Here is a 16,357-nt window from a genome sequence, read left to right on the forward strand (position 1 = left end):
TTTTACTTAACAGTGGTAATTTTATGCTCCATGTTTTTACCCTGCGCCTTAAGCCTTACAACCCTCTACCATCTCAAAGTGTTCAACTGTTGGGAAAGGATCATAAAAGTGATGTAATAACTTTTTCCAATCCTGGTATTCTGCTGACTCTCTGAAACCTTCGGTATGTGCCTCCAGTGTTTTCCAGTTTACCAACAGGATATATTTATTTTCTACCTCTATACATTTTTGAAGCTGATGCGAAATGTAACCTTCCATTGAGGAAATGATTTTTTGCGCTTCGCTAAAAGCTTTTTCAAAATCGGCCGATAATCCGGCTTTTACATTTAATATGGCAACTTCTAGAACCCCCAACCCCCTTAAGGGGGCTTTAAATTGAGTGCTGGTAATATTATTATTCATCTTGCTAAAGTCCCCTTTAGGGGATTTAGGGGTTAATCTTCTCCAACAAATCCCTTACATCAGTGATTTTTCCGGTTACAGCTGCTGCTGCTGCAGTAAGTGGACTGGCCAATAACGTACGTGCATTTTGCCCTTGTCTGCCTTCAAAGTTTCTGTTTGATGTAGATACACAATATTTACCTGCTGGGATTTTATCTTCGTTCATACCTAAACAGGCACTACAGCCTGGTTCACGTAACTGGAAACCAGCGGCTTCGAAAATTTTATCCAAACCTTCGTTTTTAGCTTGTTGTTCAACTTGTTTCGAACCTGGAACAATCCAAACGGTCACATTATCTGCTTTGCGTTTATCTTTAACAAAATCGGCAACTTCGCGTAAATCTTCAATGCGTGAGTTGGTGCAGCTTCCGATGAATACATAATCAACCGGTTTCCCGATTAATGAAGAATCGTCATCAAAGCCCATATAATCTAACGCTTTCTGGTACGAAAGTTTTTCTTTTTCTGGTTGTGCACCAGTTGCCGGAATATGTTCCTGAATACCCATGCCCATTCCAGGGTTCGTTCCATAGGTAATCATAGGTGCAATATCTGCTGCATCGAAAGTTAAAACACTATCGAATTTTGCATCAGCATCGCTATATAATGTTTTCCAATAAGCTAAAGCTTTATCCCACTCTTCGCCAGCAGGAGCAAATTTTCTTCCTTTAATGTAATCGAAAGTGGTTTGGTCGGGTGCAATTAATCCACCACGTGCACCCATTTCGATACTCATGTTACAGATGGTCATACGGGCTTCCATACTTAAAGCTTCGATTGCCGAACCTGCATATTCTATAAAATAACCTGTACCGCCTGCGGCAGAGATTTTAGCAATAATGTATAAGATAATGTCTTTTGCACCAACGCCTTTTCCGAGTTCGCCGTTTACCTCAATTTTCATGGTTTTAGGTTTCGACTGCAATAAACATTGCGTTGCAAAAACCTGCTCTACCTGCGAAGTACCGATACCAAATGCAATGGCACCAAAAGCACCATGGGTTGAGGTATGGCTATCACCGCAAACCATTGTTTTACCAGGTAAGGTGATACCCAGCTCAGGGCCGATAACATGCACAATGCCTTGAAAAGGATGCCCTAAACCATAAAGCTCTACACCGAATTCTGCACAATTTTTGGTTAACATATCTACCTGATAGCGCGAAAGCTCCTCTTTAATTGGCAATAACTGATTTAACGTAGGTACGTTATGGTCGGCCGTTGCAACAGTTTGCTTCGGACGAAAAACAGGTAATCCTCTTTTACGCAAACCATCAAACGCCTGCGGAGAGGTTACCTCGTGTATTAAGTGTGTATCAATGTATAAAATATCAGGAAATCCTTCTTCACTTTTTACAACGTGAGCATCCCAAATTTTTTCTACTAATGTTTTTGACATTTTAACCCCCTAGCCCCCTAAAGGGGGAATTTAAGTTTGTAAATTATTATTTTTATAAGACCTGTCCAAAAGTCCCCTCTCTTTTTAGGAGAGGGGATTTAGGGGTGAGGTTATGCTGTTTTAATCGCTTTCATTGCAGTCATTGCTTTACGCAAGGTTGCTCCAATCTGTTCTACCTGGTGAGAGCGGATAGCCTCGTTGATATCGATTAATTGTCTGTTATCAACAGCACCATCTTTACCTTCATTAAAGTTTTTACCAACTAGATCAGTATCTACTTTTTTCATGAAATCGCCCAAAAGCGGTTTACAAGCCTGATCGAACAAATAACAACCGTATTCAGCAGTATCAGAAATTACACGGTTCATTTCGAACAATTTCTTACGTGCAATGGTGTTGGCAATAAGTGGTGTTTCGTGTAACGATTCGTAGTAAGCAGACTCTGGTTTGATACCTGCCTGTACCATGGTTTCGAAGGCCAATTCAACACCGGCACGAACAAAAGCAACCATTAAAGTATAGTTATCGAAATATTCCTGCTCACCGATTTTAACATCACCAGCAGGCGTTTTTTCGAAAGCAGTTTCACCTGTTTCAGCTCTCCATTTTAATAAATTTTTATCACCATTTGCCCAATCTTCCATCATGGTGCGGCTAAATTCGCCACTCATAATATCATCTTGGTGTTTTTGGAATAATGGGCGGATAATATCTTTCAATTCTTCCGAAATTTCGAAAGCTTTGATTTTAGCTACATTGCTTAATCTGTCCATCATGGCCGTAATACCGCCTTGTTTTAAGGCTTCGGTAATTACCTCAACACCATATTGAACCAATTTAGAAGCATAACCTGCATCGATTCCTTTTTCTACCATTTTATCGAAAGATAGGATAGAACCTGTTTGCAATAAACCACAAAGGATGGTTTGCTCACCCATTAAATCTGATTTTACCTCAGCTACGAAAGATGATTTTAATACACCAGCTCTGTGACCACCTGTACCAGCGCAATATGCTTTTGCCTGTGCCAATCCTTTACCTTGAGGATCGTTTTCAGGGTGAACTGCAATTAAGGTAGGAACACCAAAACCACGAACGTATTCTGCTCTAACTTCGCTACCAGGGCATTTAGGCGCAACCATAATAACGGTTAAATCTTTACGGATCTGCATACCCTCTTCAACGATATTAAAACCATGAGAATATAACAAAGTAGCACCTTCTTTCATTAAAGGCATAATTGCATTTACAACAGCGGTGTGTTGTTTATCTGGAGTAAGGTTAATTACTATGTCTGCATTTGGAATCAGTTCTTCGTAAGTGCCAACTGTAAAATTGTTTTCAGTTGCATTTTTCCACGAATCGCGTTTGCCTTCAATTGCTTCCTTACGTAAAGTGTAGCTTACATCTAAACCACTATCTCTTAAATTTAAACCTTGGTTTAAGCCTTGTGCGCCACAACCTACAATTACCAGTTTTTTGCCTTTTAATGCGCTAACGCCATCTAAAAATTCAGAACTGTCCATGAAGTCGCAAACACCTAATTGGTTTAATTTTTCTCTAAGAGGTAATGTGTTAAAATAATTTGCCATTGTTTTTTATTGGTTAATTTCTATTTAATTATCGTTATATATTCTTTTTTACTTCGGTTTGTTTACCCATATGAGGTGATTACACCGATTTTATCATCCATCTAGCAGCTCACATTTTATATCTTTTTCTTCAGTGCCCATGTATAACCTTGGTGTACATTATCGTGACCAATAGTTGTGATCAGAATTTCTTCAATGTTGTTCATCTGTACGCCATAGGTAGCTGTTGTAAAAGGAGTGATGTTTGAAAATTTTCCGTTTGCATAATCTTCCTTTATTTTTTCAATGCTTTCTAATGCGATGGCTTTCAATTCTGCTACTTCTTCTTCAGTTACTGTATAAGATGGCTTTGTATCCTTTTTATAATACTCGTTAAATTTTACCGAGGTTGCATCTTGCAATACACCTGTACGGATATAACAAAGTGTTTGCGTACTCACTACAATATGGCCAAAGTTCCAGATAATGTTATTGTTGTAACCATCAGGAATTTTATTCAATTCTTCGATTGTTAAATCATCTATTAACTTAATAAACGCCTTACGTGAGTTTATTATAAAATCAAATACCTCGTTCATCATATTATAATTCGTATCTATCTAATTATCGTTTTGTTTTTCAGCTTCGGTTAATTGCTTTATCGTAATCGGACGTTCTTAAAATCGGTATGGCTTTATTGCATTTCATATTCTTTGATTTTTTAACCGCAAAGAGCGCAAAAATTTTCGCAAAGGTCGCTAAGCATTATGCCTTTGACCTTTTGTACCCTATACTTTAATATTACATGGTGAAGATCTTCTGTCCTTTTTCTAAAAACTCGTTTTCTACCAATTCTTCACCTGGTTCGAAAGCTTCGAATTCCTTTAGTTTTTCGTGGAAACCGGCACTGTCTTTAATAATGGCCACTCTTGCAGATCTCACAAATTCAATTAGTTCGTAAGGTTCCAAAGCTTTTACCAAAGCATCAGTTTCTTCACGGTGACCAGTTACTGCAAAAACAGTATAATCTTTACGGATCACGACCGCACTCGCGCCGTATTGTCTTAATAAACGCTCTACGGTTACTTTTTCTGCAATTTCATCTGTAGAAACTTTGTAAAGCGCCAGTTCCTGCCAGATAATTTCTTCGTTGGTGTTGAAATAAACTTTCAATACCTCAATCTGTTTTTCTATCTGACGGGCCAGCTTTCTCACTACTTCGTAACCTTCGTGGATGACGATGTTGAAACGGTGTATTCCTTCAATTTCTGATGCGGAGCTATTTAAACTTTCGATATTGATTTTTCTTTTCGAGAAAATAATCGCAATCCTGTTGAGTAAACCAATGCGGTTTTCGGCATACACCGTAATGGTATATTCCTGTTTTCCTTCTAGGTCAACGGTGTCTTCTGTGTATTTTATTTTATCTTCAGTACTCATGATAGTTTCTTTTTTTATCTTAAACCTCTACCTTACTTCAACCTGATTTCGCTTACACTCATTCCTTGAGGAACCATTGGGAAAACGTTGTTTTCTCTACCAACCATTACTTCTAATAAATAAGAACCTTCATGGTTGATCATGGTTTCTAATGCCTGTCTTAAGTTTGCACGCTCATCAACTTTGCTCGCTTCGATATAATACGATTTTGCTAAAGCAACAAAGTCAGGGCTGGTGATATTCACGAAAGAATAACGTTTATCATGAAAAAGCTGTTGCCATTGACGAACCATACCTAAAAAGCGGTTGTTCAAAATCAGAATTTTTACTGCCGCACCGAATTGCATAATGGTACCCAGTTCCTGAGGTGTCATCTGGAAACCACCATCACCTATAATAGCGATAACGGTTTTATCAGGTGCACCATATTTAGCGCCAATTGCTGCTGGTAAACCAAAACCCATTGTACCTAAACCACCAGAAGTAATATTGCTGCGGGTATTGTTGAATTTAGCATAACGACAGGCTACCATTTGGTGCTGACCAACATCGGTAACGATTACGGCATCACCACCACAGATTTCGTTGATGTTGCGCAATACTTCGCCCATGGTCATTTCATCACCAGTTGGATAAAGTTCCGGAGTAATGACTTGATCTATTTCCTCTTGATTATATTGTCTGAACTTAGCTAACCAATCTTCATGTTTGTTTTCGTTAACTAAATTGGTTAATAGGGGTAAAGTTTCTTTACAGTCGCCCCAAACACCAACTTCTGCTTTAACATTTTTATCAATTTCGGCAGGGTCGATATCTAAATGTACCACTTTAGCTTGCTTGGCATATTTATCTAAACGACCGGTTACACGGTCATCAAAACGCATACCGATGGCAATAATTACATCAGCTTCGTTGGTTAATACGTTTGGTCCGTAATTACCATGCATACCCAACATACCTACATTTAATGGATGTGAAGTTGGGATAGCACCTTCGCCCATAATGGTCCATGCGGCAGGGATTCCTGATTTATTGATAAAAGCTTTGAATTCTTCTTCGGCTTTACCTAAAATAACACCTTGTCCAAATAAAATGAAAGGTTTTTTTGCTGAATTAATTAATTCGGCTGCCTGCTCGATATATTCTACCCTAACTTTTGGCTTCGGGCGATAACTGCGGATGTGATTGCATTTTACATATTCAGGGAATTCCTCCAATTGTAACTGTGCATTTTTGGTAATGTCGATCAATACAGGGCCTGGTCTGCCACTTTTCGCAATGTAAAAAGCTTTAGCCAATACTTCTTGAATTTCTTTGGCATCAGTAACCTGATAGTTCCATTTTGTGACTGGAGTGGTTATATTAATCACATCGGTTTCCTGGAAAGCATCTGTTCCCAATAGGTGGGCGAAAACCTGTCCGGTAATACAAACCAATGGCGTACTGTCGATTTGCGCATCTGCCAAACCGGTAACTAAATTGGTTGCACCTGGTCCGCTGGTTGCGAAAACAACACCAACTTCGCCGCTTGCTCTTGCAAAACCCTGAGCGGCATGGATACCACCTTGCTCATGGCGAACCAGTATGTGTTCTAGTTTATCGGCATAATCATAAAGAGCATCATAAATAGGCATGATTGCTCCTCCCGGATAACCGAAAATGGTGGTTACACCTTCTTCAATTAATCCATTCAACAAAACTTGTGAGCCTGTTCCTTTAAATAAGGTTTTTGAGGTTTCTGCTTTCGCCTCGTTTTGTTGTATTGTATCTTGTGCAGTTTCCATAGTTATGTTTTTGCGGTTCTACTATTCTTTAATTTTAAACCCAATTCTTTGTCTGTCGTTCCATTTTAATTGAGCAATTTTCTCGTCTATTAAATTTTCCATTGCATCATACAGCTCGTTGAGCTGAACATCATGTTCGCCAATCCGTTCTTTAATTTCTGTTAACTGTTCGTTAAGGTTGCTTTGCTTCAGCAAAATTTTCCGAACGTCAACAAAAGCTCTCATAATGGCAATATTCATGTTAATTGCCTTATCACTTTTCAAAACGCCACTCAAAATGGCAACACCTTGCTCTGTAAAGAGCATAAGGCGTTGTACCCACATTTCTCTTATTTTGACTTATCATCACAATTTGTAATGATGGATCAACCGTTTCTGACGATGCGGTCACAATTTGTGACCGGATACTTTCCCATTCAACCTGAGTAAGCCTGAACATAAAATCATCAGAAAAACGCTTGATGTTACGCTTTACTGCCTGATTTAATACCTTGGTTTCAACTTCATAGAGCAATGCCAGATCAAAATCGAGCATTACTCTTTCTCCCCGGATTTCATAAATCCTATTCTGAATACTTTTAATTATTTGCATAATCTATTTTATTAGTAATCAATTAATCTGGGGGATGATTTTTTGATTTTAATATTCGTCAGTTACGCAACCACTAGCTGCGTCTGAAACTGTTTTAGCATATTTATATAAAACACCTTTTGTTACTTTTAACGCTGGTTGTACATAGTTTTTTCTACGCTCGGCAATCACTTCTTCGCTGACTTGCAGGCTAATGACGTTGTTTACCGCGTCAATTAAAATCCGGTCTTCATCTTCCACCAAGCCGATTAAGCCACCTTTGTAGGATTCAGGTGTAATGTGACCAACCACAAAACCATGTGTACCACCAGAGAAACGTCCGTCGGTAATTAAAGCCACTGATTTGCCTAAACCAGCACCAATAATTGCTGAGGTTGGTTTTAACATTTCTGGCATACCTGGCGCACCTACCGGACCTGAATTTTTAATTACGATTACATCGCCAGGTTGAACACGTCCACTAGAAATTCCGGCAATTAAATCGTGTTCGCCATCGAATACACGTGCAGGGCCTTCAAATTTCTCACCTTCTTTTCCACTTATTTTTGCAACAGAACCTTTTTCTGCCAGGTTTCCGTAAAGAATCTGTAGGTGACCAGTGGCTTTAATCGGCTCACTTAGTTTCTGGATGATTTTTTGATCATAATCCATGATCGATTTTACGTCAGCCAGATTCTCAGCTACAGTTTTTCCGGTTACAGTTAAACAATCTCCGTGTAATAGACCCTCGTTTAATAAATATTTCAATACTGCCGGAATACCTCCATATTGATGTAAATCCTGCATTAAGTATTTTCCACTAGGTTTGAAATCGGCAAGTACGGGTGTTACATCACTCATGCGCTGGAAATCATCCTGGGAGATTTCGATACCGATAGCTTTACCCATTGCAATAAAATGTAATACTGCATTCGTACTGCCACCTAAAATGATAATAGAACGAATGGCATTTTCGAATGCTTTTCTCGTCATAATATCAGATGGTTTGATATCTTTCTCCAATAAAATTTTGATGTATTTACCTGCATCTAAACATTCTTGTTTTTTCTCCTCGCTGATTGCCGGGTTCGAAGATGAATAAGGCAAACTCATACCTAAAGCCTCAATTGCTGATGCCATTGTGTTTGCAGTATACATCCCTCCACAAGCACCTGCGCCAGGGCAAGTATGTTTTATAATGCCCTGATAATCTTCCTCAGAAAGATTGCCACATATTTTCTGCCCCAAAGCCTCGAAAGCTGAAACGATGTTCAATTCTTCGCCTTTGTAATGGCCAGGCGCAATCGTACCACCATAAACCATAATTGAAGGGCGATCTAAGCGTGCCATGGCCATAATCGCGCCAGGCATGTTTTTATCACAGCCAGGGATAGAGATAATTCCATCGTAATATTGGCCACCGCAAATGGTTTCGATACTATCAGCAATTACATCGCGACTTACCAACGAATAACGCATTCCATCTGTACCGTTGCTCATCCCATCACTTACGCCAATGGTATTAAAAACCAAGCCCACTAAATCATTATTCCAGACCCCTTTTTTCACATCTTTTGCAAGATCGTTAAGGTGCATATTGCAGGTGTTACCATCGTAACCCATACTTGCAATACCGACCTGTGCTTTAGCCATATCAGCATCAGTTAATCCGATTCCGTAAAGCATAGCTTGCGCTGCCGGTTGTGTAGGGTCTTGTGTAAATGTTTTACTGTACTTGTTTAATTCGCTCATTGTTTAAATTGTATGTATGCTGTTGTATTTCAATTATTTCTTTTTGAGGCAAAAAAAAACCGCCTCTTGTGGGAGGCGGTTTCGATATGGTATATTTTTTATATTATACGCAACGATTTCCACCTCTCTTTTGAGAAATGACAATAATTAGGTTGCTAATAATGTTTGTGTTTATATTCATGTCTTTGATGAATCACAAACATACTAACTATTTAAAAAAGTAAAGAACTATTTAATCTTATTTATTTTTTTACTCCGATCACGATTCCTGTTGCCCAAACCTGCTTGGTTAACTGCAGATCATCACGGGATTCCAAATCTTTGATCAGTTTTATAGCCTTATCCTGGTGGCCATCAGGCCAATTCGATTGTGGCAACATGTCATCAATGATGTAAAGTCCGCCGCTGTTAAGCATGGATAAAGCTTCCTCTAAAAGCAGGTATTTCCCATGCCATGTATCAGCAAAAATATAATCGAACTTTTTGTCTTTATTCTTTTCAATCCATTCGGCACCATCGGTGTCAACCAATGTTAAACGATCGTCATCCCCCAGAAAAGTTTGGGCAATGGCTAAAAATTTAGAATCGTTATCAATCGAAGTAAGTGTACTGTTTTGATCTAAACCATCTAAAATCCAAGAAGTAGACAAGCCTGTACCAGTTCCAAGCTCCAGAAATTTACCTGAAGGTTTTGTAGCAGCAAGTGTTCTGAGCAAAGAGCAGGTCAACACATCAGATGCCATATCAAATCCTGATGCTTTTGTTGCACCATTAATTTGCTGGTAGGCCTTCGGGAACTGTTGATTGATTTCTTCAGTCATCTGTTTTGCTTTTAGTTTGCTTTTCTCTTTTATTCGTTTTTCCTACTTCTCACTATATAATTACCTCATAATTTACTTTTTCCAGTACCAGGTTTTTATAAGCCCGTTGTATGGTATAACCAAGAGATTCTCTCCACAACGGGCGATATACAATATCATCAATTGATGCTATACCCGCTATTTCAGTTGCTGTTCCACATAAGAAGGCGCTGTCGGCATTTTTTAAATCTTCTATGGTTAATTTTTTCTCAATGCATTCTATATCCAAAACGGTGCAAAGTTCTTTTACGGTTGCACGTGTAATTCCTGGTAAAATATTTCCTAAAGATGGTGTAAACAGTTTTCCGTCTTTTTCAAGAAAGATGTTCGCTCCAGATGCCTCGGCAACAAAACCGTGCATATCTAAAAGCAAAGCCTCGTCATAACCTTTAATATTTGCCGCAGTAGTAGCTAAAATAGAATTAACATAGTTTCCACTCAATTTCGCCTCCATTGGAATCGATTTTGGGTTAGGTCTTTCATAATCAGAAACTGTTAATTTTAACAATTTGTTGCCAGAATATGCATCCCATTCCCAGGCACAGATTAAAATCGAAACCCCACTAGGCTCATTTAATTTCATGTTTGGGTGGCAAAATACCAGTGGACGGATATAAGCATCTTTCAGTTTGTTCAGCTGAAGTAATTTATAGGTTGCTGCAATTAATTCTTGTTTATCCCAGGGAAAAGGAATGTTTGCCAGCTGGCAAGAACGCTCTAAGCGATCAAAATGGGCCGCAGCTTTGAAAATGCGGTTGCCGTTGTGTGTTTTATAGGCTCTAATACCCTCGAAAGCAGCATAGCCGTAATGTAGCGACTGCCCGTAAAGGTCAGTGCTGCTATTTACAGCCTTTTCAAACTGTCCATCAAGGTAAATAATCGTATTAGAATTATAGTATTTCATCTGTTTATTCTTATTGTTTTTTTAACCGTCAGATGGAGCTTGCTATTATAAATAAGCATTCCATTTTTTATTTTGACTATTATTATGGACGGTCATAATACTGTCTTTTGTTATTTAAAAAAAGCGTCCCGGTTTGTATCGGGACGCTTTAGGGTATATTTAGTTTTTTAAAATCTATTTAAACTGCGTCCGCTTGTTGCCCCATAAAATGTTTAGGAGTAGGAGGTTAAATAAAATGACAGGTAACAACACTACATTACCAGCTGCTTTTGCAGTAGTAGTGGTAGAAAATATGTTGTTCTGAATAGTCATTGTTATCTTATTTGTTTATAAAAACCAATTTAGTTTTTGGTTCATTAATATGCAAGAGAAATCAGAAAAAAGTTAAATAAGAATATTATTTGTTGAATTATAAAATTTACAAAATATTATTCTTGTCTGTGGTTGGATTAGTTATTTAATGCCGATAGCTGTAGACCAAATATCAAAACGGTATACGGTCTGTTTGTTATGCTTGCATTATAAATTTTCTATTTTTCTGCCTAAAATGTTCCACACCGCCCTAAAAATTGAAAATTTAGGTACTGTTTTGATCTCAAAATGCAAAGAATTAAATGTTTTTTTGTGGATATTAAAGTGTTATTAATTTGCTTGATTGCTTAATGGAAATAGTTATGTAATTTAATATTAGAAACTATTCTTATGAATAAAATTTATATCTTTTTTGTTCTTTTAATCGGATTATCTAGTGGTTGTTCCCCGTCAGATTCAACCTCCCATCTCAAAATGGGGGACCAGACCATTTTAGCTTCCGATACTGTAAAGTTATCTGTTAAGGTAGCAGGCAAAGGGCCTGTTTGTATCTACTTGCACGGAGGCCCTGGTCAGGATTTTCTTTCCTTTGAAAAAATGGGTGGAGCAAACCTGGAGAAATGTTTAACGATGGTTTATCTGGATCAAAGAGGGTCTGGTCATTCGCAAAATGCAAAAAATTATAGTTTGGACCGGGTTGTTCGGGATGTTGAAGAACTGCGGTTAAAATTGGGCGTGGAAAAAGTGTACATACTTAGCCATTCATTTGGTGGTATTCTGGCCATAAATTATGCCCTGAAGTATCCCGAACACTTATCGGGTATAATCATGGCGAATACAATAGCCCATTTTATGAATCCAAACCAGGTTAAGGAACAAATTGAATATGGATATCGGTTATTGAAAAAGGATACTACTATAAATGAAACAGATTTAAAAAAATTAATGAATGAAGCGGCGCTGGTTAGAAAAAAGTTAAGCGCGGTGCATCTCGGATATAAATATATTGCCAACGATGTAAATACCATTATCAGAATGGACAGCATCGAAAATTCCTATAAACGTACATCAGATTTCGGGATGACACTTTTTATGCCTTTGATGGATAGAACAAAGGCGCAGAAGTATCCAGAATATTTTAAAGATTATGCTGTACTTACCAGTGAGATTAAAACACCGGCCTTGATTATAACGGGTAAGGATGATCATGCGGTTGGCCCGGAATATTATAAGAATTATAAATTCCTCAATCAAAAAGTAGTGCAGCTGGATGGTTCGCACATGCTTTATTATGAAAACAATGGGGAGTTTACTACAACAGTTTGTGATTTTGTTAAACAATAGCACCAAACAAAAAGCCTCCCTGATTTTTAAATCGGGAGGCTTTCTAAATGAGTTAATTATTTTGCTTAAGCGACGCCTTCAGCTAAAACCACAATTTTGTTGTGAATAGCTTCTACTACACCGCCTTTAATAAAAAAGCGTTGCTCATCAGCTTTGTTTGCTTTTATAATAACTTCTCCATCTTCTAAAGTAGAGATGATAGGGGCATGGTCTTTTAAAATCTGGAAAGAGCCTAAAGTACCAGGAACCGTAACTGCTGTTACTTCACCTTCGAAAACTTTTTTATCTGGAGTTAATATTTCTAAATTCATTTTTTTTAGATTTAAGTATCAAGTAGCTAGTATCAAGTAGCAAGATCCTGTTTGTAGTCCTGATACTTAATACTCAAATCTCGATACTAGTTCGCTTCTGCTAATAATTTTTTACCTTTTTCGATCGCATCTTCAATGCTACCAACCAAGTTAAATGCAGCTTCTGGATACTCATCAACTTCACCATCCATGATCATGTTAAATCCTTTGATGGTATCTTTAATGTCAACCAATACACCTTTTAAGCCAGTAAATTGCTCAGCTACGTGGAAAGGTTGAGATAAGAAACGCTGAACACGACGTGCTCTTGATACAACTAATTTATCTTCTTCAGATAATTCGTCCATACCTAAGATCGCGATGATATCTTGTAATTCTTTGTAACGTTGTAAAGTTTCTTTAACACGTTGTGCAGTGTTATAATGCTCATCACCTAAAACAGCAGGAGAAAGGATACGTGAAGTAGAATCCAATGGATCTACCGCAGGATAAATACCTAGCTCAGCAATTTTACGCGAAAGTACTGTAGTAGCATCTAAGTGGGCAAAAGTTGTTGCCGGAGCCGGGTCAGTTAAATCATCCGCCGGTACATATACTGCTTGTACTGATGTAATTGATCCACGTTTTGTTGAAGTAATACGCTCTTGCATTAAACCCATCTCAGTTGCCAATGTTGGTTGGTAACCTACAGCTGATGGCATACGACCTAATAAAGCCGACACCTCAGAACCTGCCTGTGTAAAACGGAAGATGTTATCAACGAAGAAAAGGATGTCTTTTCCAGCGCCTTCACCATCACCATCACGGAAATATTCTGCAACAGTTAATCCTGATAATGCTACACGTGCACGTGCACCAGGAGGCTCGTTCATTTGACCGAAAACCAATGTTGCTTTAGATTCTTTTAATTTTTCAGTATCAACGGCTTTCAAATCCCATCCACCTTTTTCCATTGAGTGTAAGAATTCGTCACCATAGTTGATAACACCTGACTCGATAAACTCACGAAGTAAATCGTTACCCTCACGAGTACGCTCACCAACACCTGCGAATACTGATAAACCAGCATAAGCTTTAGCGATGTTGTTTACCAACTCCATAATTAATACGGTTTTACCTACACCAGCACCACCGAACAAACCGATTTTACCACCTTTTGCATATGGCTCTAATAAATCGATAACTTTAATACCTGTAAAAAGTACTTCAGTTTCAGTTGATAAATCTTCGAACTTAGGAGGAGTAGCATGGATAGGACGACCATCAGTTTTATCAACTGTGTTGATACCATCAATCGCTTCACCAACTACATTAAATAAACGACCTTTAATTTGGTCGCCAACTGGCATTTTAATCGCAGCACCAGTATCAACTACGTCCATTCCACGAACTAAACCGTCTGTAGAGTCCATCGAGATCGCACGTACACGATCTTCACCTAAGTGCTGTTGAACTTCTAAAACAATTTTTTGTCCATTTTCTTTCGTTATCTCTAACGCATCAAAAATTTTAGGTAGATGGGCATCATTAGCAAAGCTAACGTCAACCACAGGGCCGATAATTTGTGCTATTTTTCCTAAGTTAGGCATATCTGTTGTGAGTAAATTTATTACAGTCAATGAATTAAAGCTGTTTCAAGGGGCTCCAATTCGGTTGGCAAAGTTAAGTTATTCTTGCTTAATTTTAAATATATATTATAAATTTTTTCAACATGGTTTTTATAGATAATTTAGAGCCATAAATAAGGCATATGAAAACCATTTTAACAACAGGTAGCAACGGTCTTTTAGGGCAGAAATTAACTGAAAAAATTCTCGCCGAAGGCAGGGTAAAGCTTGTTGCCACTTCTAAAGGAACAAATCGCTATCAGGTAAAGGATGGGTATGAATATGCAGAAATGGATATTTTAGATGCTGTTCAGGTTAGGAGAGTTATTGAAAGATACAGCCCTGATGCCATTGTGCACACCGCGGCAATGACCAATGTTGATATTTGTGAAGCCAATAAAGCGCTTTGTCGCCAATTAAACGTAGGTGCAGTTCAAACGCTCATATTAATATGTGAAGAAAAGAACATTCAGCTTATTCATTTAAGTACTGATTTTGTTTTTGATGGTGCCAACGGACCATATAAAGAAGAGGATGCAGTTAATCCTGTAAGTTATTATGGCGAATCGAAAGTACTGGCGGAAGAGCTGTTGAAGAACTCAAAAGCAAACTGGGCAATTTTAAGAACAATATTGGTATATGGAATAAGCAGTGATATGAGCCGGAGCAATATCGTACTGTGGGCCAAAGAAGCATTAGAAAAAGCATCGCCTATTAATGTCGTGAACGATCAATGGCGTATGCCCACTTTAGCCGAGGATTTAGCTGAAGCCTGCTTGTTGGCTGTAGAAAAAAATGCAAAAGGAATTTACCATGTATCGGGTAAAGATTACATGAGTATTGCAGATTTAGTGCGAAAAGTTGCCGAGTTTTGGAATCTTGATCAATCGTTTATTAATGAAATAAGTTCGACAAGTTTAAACCAAACGGCTAAACGACCGGTTAGAACTGGTTTTGTTTTAGATAAGACTGTTAAAGATCTAGATTACTGTCCACATAGTTTTGAAGAAGGCTTGGCAATTTTAGATCAGCAGATGAAAAAAGATAATTAGCTCACTAGTTATTAGTTCATAGGAGATGCAATACTAATGAACTAATGGCCAATGAACTACTGAACCAATTAATATATTTAACCCATAAAAAAGACATAATGGCATTACAAGTTGGCGATAACGCCCCTGATTTCAAATTATACAGTTCTGATTTAGCAGAAATTTCTCTTTCTGGTTTCAAAGGCAAAAAAGTAATTATTCACTTTTTCCCGATGGCTTTTACCGGAACGTGTACAGAACAATTATGTACCATGCGTGATAATTTTAGTTATTACGAAGGGATAGATGCACAGGTAATTGGCATCTCAGTTGATTCTCCGTTCTCTTTGGCTAAGTTTAAAGAAGTTCAAAGTTATCAGTTCCCTTTATTGTCTGATTTTAACAAAGAAGTATCAGCAGCTTATGGTGCTTTTTATGATGAATTTGTGTTCGGATTGAAAGGTGTTTCCAAAAGAGCGGCTTTTGTGATCGATGAAGAAGGAAAAATAGCTTATGCAGAAGTTTTAGAAGACGCACATGATTTGCCTGATTTTAAAGCAATTAATGATGCATTAAGCGCGTAAAGCTTATTCTGCAAAGAATTATTTTGAGATTTTTTAAAATTTAATTGGAAATTAAAATATCAAATTATACCTTTGCAGTCCGTTAACGATACGGAAATGCATTTGTAGCTCAATTGGATAGAGCATCTCACTACGGATGAGAAGGTTTGGGGTTCGAATCCCTACAAGTGCACTTAAAGGGAGGATTGAAAAATCCTCCCATTTTTTGTCTACAATTATTTACTCCCAATTTTCTCATTTTAAGGTAGTTGAGTGATAGAAGATTCATCATTGTAGGTGTTCGATACATGCCCTTTTCATAATAGAGATTCGAATCGAACTCCAGATCTATAAATTCCCGTATTTCCAATGTGTCGAATTTGTGAAAGACTGATTTTATATCTGTTAATACATCCAACCGTTTATTGAAGATCTCGTAGGCCTAGCTGTGATTGGTATTTAGACAT

Annotated in this window: 17 protein-coding genes and 1 tRNA gene; 4 read left to right on the forward strand and 14 right to left on the reverse strand. The window is 37.9% G+C overall.

Annotated features, from left to right (window positions below; all coding sequences use genetic code 11):
* Positions 1–48: 48 nt before the first annotated feature.
* From EYS08_RS19625 to EYS08_RS25850, 12 genes are all read right to left on the reverse strand, one after another.
* Positions 49–402: an antibiotic biosynthesis monooxygenase family protein gene (locus tag EYS08_RS19625; protein WP_131031708.1), complete on the reverse strand. Its 354-nt coding sequence runs from the start codon at positions 400–402 to the stop codon at positions 49–51.
* A 25-nt stretch (positions 403–427) separates the two neighbouring features.
* A complete protein-coding gene (leuC, locus tag EYS08_RS19630) occupies positions 428–1,840 on the reverse strand; it encodes a 3-isopropylmalate dehydratase large subunit (RefSeq protein WP_131031709.1) in 1,413 nt (470 codons plus the stop codon).
* A gap of 110 nt (positions 1,841–1,950) precedes the next feature.
* Positions 1,951–3,432 carry a ketol-acid reductoisomerase gene (ilvC, locus tag EYS08_RS19635; protein WP_131031710.1) on the reverse strand — a complete coding sequence of 494 codons (1,482 nt, stop codon included), beginning with the start codon at positions 3,430–3,432 and terminating at the stop codon, positions 1,951–1,953.
* 116 nt (positions 3,433–3,548) lie between these two features.
* Positions 3,549–4,013, reverse strand: a complete 465-nt coding sequence (locus EYS08_RS19640) for a DinB family protein (protein WP_131031711.1) — start codon at positions 4,011–4,013, stop codon at positions 3,549–3,551.
* A gap of 199 nt (positions 4,014–4,212) precedes the next feature.
* The gene (ilvN, locus tag EYS08_RS19645) at positions 4,213–4,851 is read right to left on the reverse strand and encodes an acetolactate synthase small subunit (RefSeq protein ID WP_057931987.1); all 639 of its coding nucleotides are present in this window, start codon (positions 4,849–4,851) and stop codon (positions 4,213–4,215) included.
* Between the two features lie 32 nt (positions 4,852–4,883).
* Positions 4,884–6,635, reverse strand: a complete 1,752-nt coding sequence (gene ilvB / locus EYS08_RS19650; protein WP_131031712.1) for a biosynthetic-type acetolactate synthase large subunit — start codon at positions 6,633–6,635, stop codon at positions 4,884–4,886.
* Positions 6,636–6,656: 21 nt separating this feature from the next.
* Positions 6,657–6,860, reverse strand: a complete 204-nt coding sequence (locus EYS08_RS26125; protein WP_208745916.1) for a hypothetical protein — start codon at positions 6,858–6,860, stop codon at positions 6,657–6,659.
* 28 nt (positions 6,861–6,888) lie between these two features.
* Positions 6,889–7,227 (reverse strand): ORF6N domain-containing protein, encoded by a 339-nt coding sequence (locus EYS08_RS26130; RefSeq protein ID WP_208745917.1) that lies wholly within the window; start codon positions 7,225–7,227, stop codon positions 6,889–6,891.
* Positions 7,228–7,275: 48 nt separating this feature from the next.
* Positions 7,276–8,958, reverse strand: coding sequence for a dihydroxy-acid dehydratase (ilvD, locus tag EYS08_RS19660; RefSeq protein ID WP_131031713.1), 1,683 nt, complete (start codon positions 8,956–8,958; stop codon positions 7,276–7,278).
* 242 nt (positions 8,959–9,200) lie between these two features.
* Positions 9,201–9,779: an O-methyltransferase gene (locus EYS08_RS19665; protein ID WP_131031714.1), complete on the reverse strand. Its 579-nt coding sequence runs from the start codon at positions 9,777–9,779 to the stop codon at positions 9,201–9,203.
* A 52-nt stretch (positions 9,780–9,831) separates the two neighbouring features.
* Positions 9,832–10,722 carry a branched-chain-amino-acid transaminase gene (ilvE, locus tag EYS08_RS19670; protein WP_131031715.1) on the reverse strand — a complete coding sequence of 297 codons (891 nt, stop codon included), beginning with the start codon at positions 10,720–10,722 and terminating at the stop codon, positions 9,832–9,834.
* 174 nt (positions 10,723–10,896) lie between these two features.
* Entirely contained in the window at positions 10,897–11,034 is a 138-nt protein-coding gene (locus tag EYS08_RS25850; RefSeq protein ID WP_165456520.1) for a hypothetical protein, read from the reverse strand.
* Between the two features lie 474 nt (positions 11,035–11,508).
* Between EYS08_RS25850 and EYS08_RS19675 the strand changes: the two genes are divergently transcribed.
* The gene (locus EYS08_RS19675) at positions 11,509–12,378 is read left to right on the forward strand and encodes an alpha/beta fold hydrolase (RefSeq protein ID WP_165456521.1); all 870 of its coding nucleotides are present in this window, start codon (positions 11,509–11,511) and stop codon (positions 12,376–12,378) included.
* A gap of 65 nt (positions 12,379–12,443) precedes the next feature.
* Here the strand turns inward: EYS08_RS19675 and atpC are convergent, their stop codons facing one another.
* Positions 12,444–12,689 carry an ATP synthase F1 subunit epsilon gene (gene atpC, locus EYS08_RS19680; protein WP_029276466.1) on the reverse strand — a complete coding sequence of 82 codons (246 nt, stop codon included), beginning with the start codon at positions 12,687–12,689 and terminating at the stop codon, positions 12,444–12,446.
* A gap of 86 nt (positions 12,690–12,775) precedes the next feature.
* Complete coding sequence (gene atpD, locus EYS08_RS19685) at positions 12,776–14,278, reverse strand: F0F1 ATP synthase subunit beta (RefSeq protein WP_029276465.1); 1,503 nt, start codon at positions 14,276–14,278, stop codon at positions 12,776–12,778.
* Positions 14,279–14,439: 161 nt separating this feature from the next.
* On the opposite strand from atpD, the gene EYS08_RS19690 reads away from it, so the two are divergent.
* From EYS08_RS19690 to EYS08_RS19700, 3 genes are all read left to right on the forward strand, one after another.
* The gene (locus EYS08_RS19690; protein ID WP_131031717.1) at positions 14,440–15,348 is read left to right on the forward strand and encodes an SDR family oxidoreductase; all 909 of its coding nucleotides are present in this window, start codon (positions 14,440–14,442) and stop codon (positions 15,346–15,348) included.
* Positions 15,349–15,446: 98 nt separating this feature from the next.
* Positions 15,447–15,911 carry a redoxin domain-containing protein gene (locus tag EYS08_RS19695; protein ID WP_131031718.1) on the forward strand — a complete coding sequence of 155 codons (465 nt, stop codon included), beginning with the start codon at positions 15,447–15,449 and terminating at the stop codon, positions 15,909–15,911.
* Positions 15,912–16,009: 98 nt separating this feature from the next.
* Positions 16,010–16,083, forward strand: a tRNA-Arg gene (locus EYS08_RS19700).
* The last annotated feature ends 274 nt before the right edge of the window (positions 16,084–16,357 follow it).

It is taken from the genome of Pedobacter kyonggii, assembly GCF_004310665.1.
Taxonomy (GTDB): Bacteria; Bacteroidota; Bacteroidia; order Sphingobacteriales; family Sphingobacteriaceae; genus Pedobacter; species Pedobacter kyonggii.